Source organism: Pseudomonas protegens, from assembly GCF_003732485.1.
GTDB lineage: Bacteria > Pseudomonadota > Gammaproteobacteria > Pseudomonadales > Pseudomonadaceae > Aquipseudomonas > Aquipseudomonas protegens_B.
Genome location: NZ_MOAK01000061.1, coordinates 51,635 through 55,072, shown reverse-complemented (window position 1 = coordinate 55,072; position 3,438 = coordinate 51,635). Strand labels below are relative to the sequence as shown.

The window sequence follows — 3,438 nt, the reverse complement described above, 5'->3', positions numbered from 1 at the left end:
GATCGGACGCTTGAAGGTGTCAGCGCTTTCTACCGAGATGATCTCGGAGATCTGGTCAACGTCCAGCTGAGCGGCAACCCGCGGCAAGATGTTTTTGCCGTTGGAAGTCGCGGCAGCCAGGATGTGGCTATAGCCAGCACCCAGCTCGGCGACCAGCGAAGCAACGTTTTCCGGCAGTTGGTGAGCGTAGGCGGCGTTGTCGGCCACCAGCACTTTGGCCACGCCAGCGATTTTTGCTGCGGCTTCGGCCACAGCGCCAACGCCCTGGCCGGCAACCAGTACATGCACGTCACCACCGATTTTGGCGGCGGCGGCAACGGTGTTCAGGGTGGCCGGAGCCAGCGCCTTGTTATCGTGTTCGGCGATTACCAAGATAGTCATGATCAGATTACCTTCGCTTCGTTTTTCAGTTTCTCGACCAGTTCAGCCACCGACTTGACCTTGATACCTGCGCTGCGTGCAGCTGGCGCTTCGACTTTCAGGGTCTTGTTGGTGGAGGCGGTGGAAACGCCCAAAGCATCAGGAGTCAGCGTTTCAAGCGGCTTCTTCTTGGCTTTCATGATATTTGGCAGAGACGCATAACGCGGCTCGTTCAGACGCAGGTCGGTGGTGACGATGGCTGGCAGGTTCAGCGCAACGGTCTGCAGGCCGCCATCGATTTCGCGAGTGACGTTGACCTTGTCGCCGGACACTTCGACCTTGGAGGCGAAGGTGCCTTGAGCGTAACCGCTCAGGGCCGCCAGCATCTGGCCGGTCTGGTTGTTGTCGCTATCGATGGCCTGTTTGCCGAGGATCACCAGTTGTGGCTGCTCCTTGTCGACCACAGCCTTGAGCAGCTTGGCCACAGCCAGGGAGTTCAACTCTTCAGCGGACTCGACGAGGATTGCGCGATCGGCACCCAGTGCCAGGGCGGTACGCAGTTGCTCTTGAGCAGTAGCAGGACCGATGGAGACGACGACGATTTCAGTCGCTACACCTTTCTCTTTCAGGCGTACGGCTTCTTCCACTGCGATTTCGCAGAAAGGGTTCATCGACATCTTGACGTTGGCGAGGTCGACGCCGGAGTTGTCCGCTTTGACGCGAACCTTGACGTTATAGTCGACCACTCGTTTGACAGCTACAAGAACCTTCATGGATTCCTCGTTACTCTCCGGTGAAAAGAAAGTCGCCTAGGCGAGAACCTGGCGGTTGATGCTCATCGGCACAAGGGCACCTCCAAAAACGCTGGCGCACATCAGGTTGACCTTGCTCACGGGGTGATGACCGTTCGTCAGTGGTGACCGACGAGTCATTCATTATCGCGGCGTGTAAACTGCGCACTTTCAAGCTGCGCGGTGCGTCACCTTTATTGCCTTTGCCCTGTCTTTAGAGGTGCTCTTGAAACCAACAGTCAGCCTACGGCGAGCGCAAAACCGACCGTATCTTGACCGGAACGCCTTTTCCGGTCAATACGGCAAAATAGCCGTTTATAAGCCGCGCTTCTTTGATTTATCTGGGCTGCGGCAAATTCAAACAAACGTTTGTATTGGACGCTGAGAGTGGTGTAGATATAATGCGCCGCCCAGAGAGAAAGGTCGGCCATCCTTCCCTGCTCCCCCCATTTGTGATGGGAGAAAGCGCGGATGCAACGCCAAACCTCCAATTAGAAAAAACCGTTGAGCCTTGAGTAGGAGATAGCCTAGTGGAACGCGAATACATGGAATTCGACGTGGTCATCGTCGGTGCCGGCCCCGCAGGCTTGTCCGCCGCTTGCCGCCTTAAGCAGAAGGCCGCTGAAGCCGGTAAGGAAATCAGCGTCTGCGTGGTTGAGAAAGGCTCCGAAGTCGGTGCTCACATCCTTTCCGGTGCCGTGTTCGAGCCTCGGGCCCTGAATGAATTGTTCCCGGACTGGAAGGAACTGGGTGCCCCGCTCAACACCCCGGTCACCCGCGACGACATCTATGTCCTGCGCAGCGGCGACACCTCCACCAAGGTTCCAGACTTCTTTGTGCCCAAGACCATGCACAACGAAGGCAACTACATCATTTCCCTGGGCAACCTGTGCCGCTGGCTGGCCCAGCAGGCCGAGAACCTGGGCGTGGAAATCTACCCGGGCTTCGCCGCTCAGGAAGCCCTGATCGATGAAAATGGCGTGGTCCGCGGGATCATCACCGGCGACCTGGGTGTCGACCGTGAAGGCCATCCGAAAGACGGCCTCTATACCCCAGGCATGGAACTGCGCGGCAAGTACACCCTGTTCGCAGAAGGTTGCCGTGGCCATATCGGCAAGCAACTGATCAAGCGCTTCAACCTGGACAGCGACGCCGACGCCCAGCACTACGGCATCGGCCTCAAGGAAATCTGGGAAATCGATCCGGCCAAGCACCAGCCGGGCCTGGTGGTCCACACCGCCGGCTGGCCACTGGAGATCATGGGCAACGAGAACACCGGCGGTTCTTTCCTCTATCACCTGGAAAACAACCAGGTCGTGGTGGGCCTGATCGTCGACCTGTCCTACGCCAATACCTACCTGTCGCCGTTCGACGAGTTCCAGCGCCTCAAGCATCACCCGGCGCTCAAGCAGTACCTGGAAGGCGGCAAGCGGATCAGCTACGGCGCCCGCGCCATTTGCAAAGGTGGCCTGAACTCGCTGCCGAAGATGGTATTCAAGGGCGGTGCGCTGATCGGCTGCGACCTGGGCACCCTGAACTTCGCCAAGATCAAGGGCAGCCACACCGCCATGAAGTCCGGCATGCTGGCCGCCGATGCCGTGGCCGACTCGCTGTTCGCCGGCTCTGAAGGTGCTGATGAGCTGAAGAGCTATGTCGACTCGTTCAAATCCAGCTGGCTGTACGAAGAACTGTTCGCCAGCCGTAACTTCGGCCCGGCAATCCACAAGTTCGGCGCTATCATCGGCGGTGGCTTCAACTGGGTGGACCAGAACATCTTCGGCGGCAAACTGCCCTTCACCCTGCGTGATACCAAGCCGGACTACGCCTGCCTGAAGCTGGCCAAGGACTGCGCGAAGATCGACTACCCGAAACCCGACGGCAAACTCAGCTTCGATAAACTGAGCTCGGTGTTCATCTCCGGCACCAACCATGAAGAAGAGCAGCCTTGCCACCTCAAGCTGACCGACCCGAGCATCCCGCTGGGCCGCAACCTGCCACTGTACGACGAGCCTGCTCAGCGTTACTGCCCGGCCGGCGTGTATGAAGTGATCACTCAGGAAGACGGCGAGAAGCGCTTCCAGATCAACGCCCAGAACTGCGTGCACTGCAAGACCTGCGACATCAAGGACCCGGCCCAGAACATCACCTGGGTCACCCCGGAAGGCGCCGGCGGCCCGACTTACCCGAACATGTAAGCCGGCGTTGTAAAAGAAGGCCCCCTTTATGGGGGCCTTTTTCATGCCCGGGATTCGCTGGCACAGCACCCTGTAGGAGCCGGCTTGCCGGC

At 58.8% G+C, this 3,438-nt stretch carries 3 protein-coding genes and 1 pseudogene; 1 reads left to right on the top strand and 3 read right to left on the bottom strand.

Annotated elements, in window-relative coordinates:
- From BLX41_RS35510 to BLX41_RS16490, 3 genes and pseudogenes are all read right to left on the bottom strand, one after another.
- Positions 1-381, bottom strand: a pseudogene (locus BLX41_RS35510) (electron transfer flavoprotein subunit alpha/FixB family protein); the annotation flags it as partial.
- A gap of 2 nt (positions 382-383) precedes the next feature.
- The gene (locus BLX41_RS16495; protein ID WP_015634720.1) at positions 384-1,133 is read right to left on the bottom strand and encodes an electron transfer flavoprotein subunit beta/FixA family protein; all 750 of its coding nucleotides are present in this window, start codon (positions 1,131-1,133) and stop codon (positions 384-386) included.
- A 257-nt stretch (positions 1,134-1,390) separates the two neighbouring features.
- Positions 1,391-1,582, bottom strand: a complete 192-nt coding sequence (locus tag BLX41_RS16490) for a hypothetical protein (protein WP_102863892.1) — start codon at positions 1,580-1,582, stop codon at positions 1,391-1,393.
- A gap of 99 nt (positions 1,583-1,681) precedes the next feature.
- Here BLX41_RS16490 and BLX41_RS16485 point away from each other — a divergent pair, with 99 nt between their 5' ends.
- Positions 1,682-3,346 carry an electron transfer flavoprotein-ubiquinone oxidoreductase gene (locus BLX41_RS16485; protein WP_123725757.1) on the top strand — a complete coding sequence of 555 codons (1,665 nt, stop codon included), beginning with the start codon at positions 1,682-1,684 and terminating at the stop codon, positions 3,344-3,346.
- The last annotated feature ends 92 nt before the right edge of the window (positions 3,347-3,438 follow it).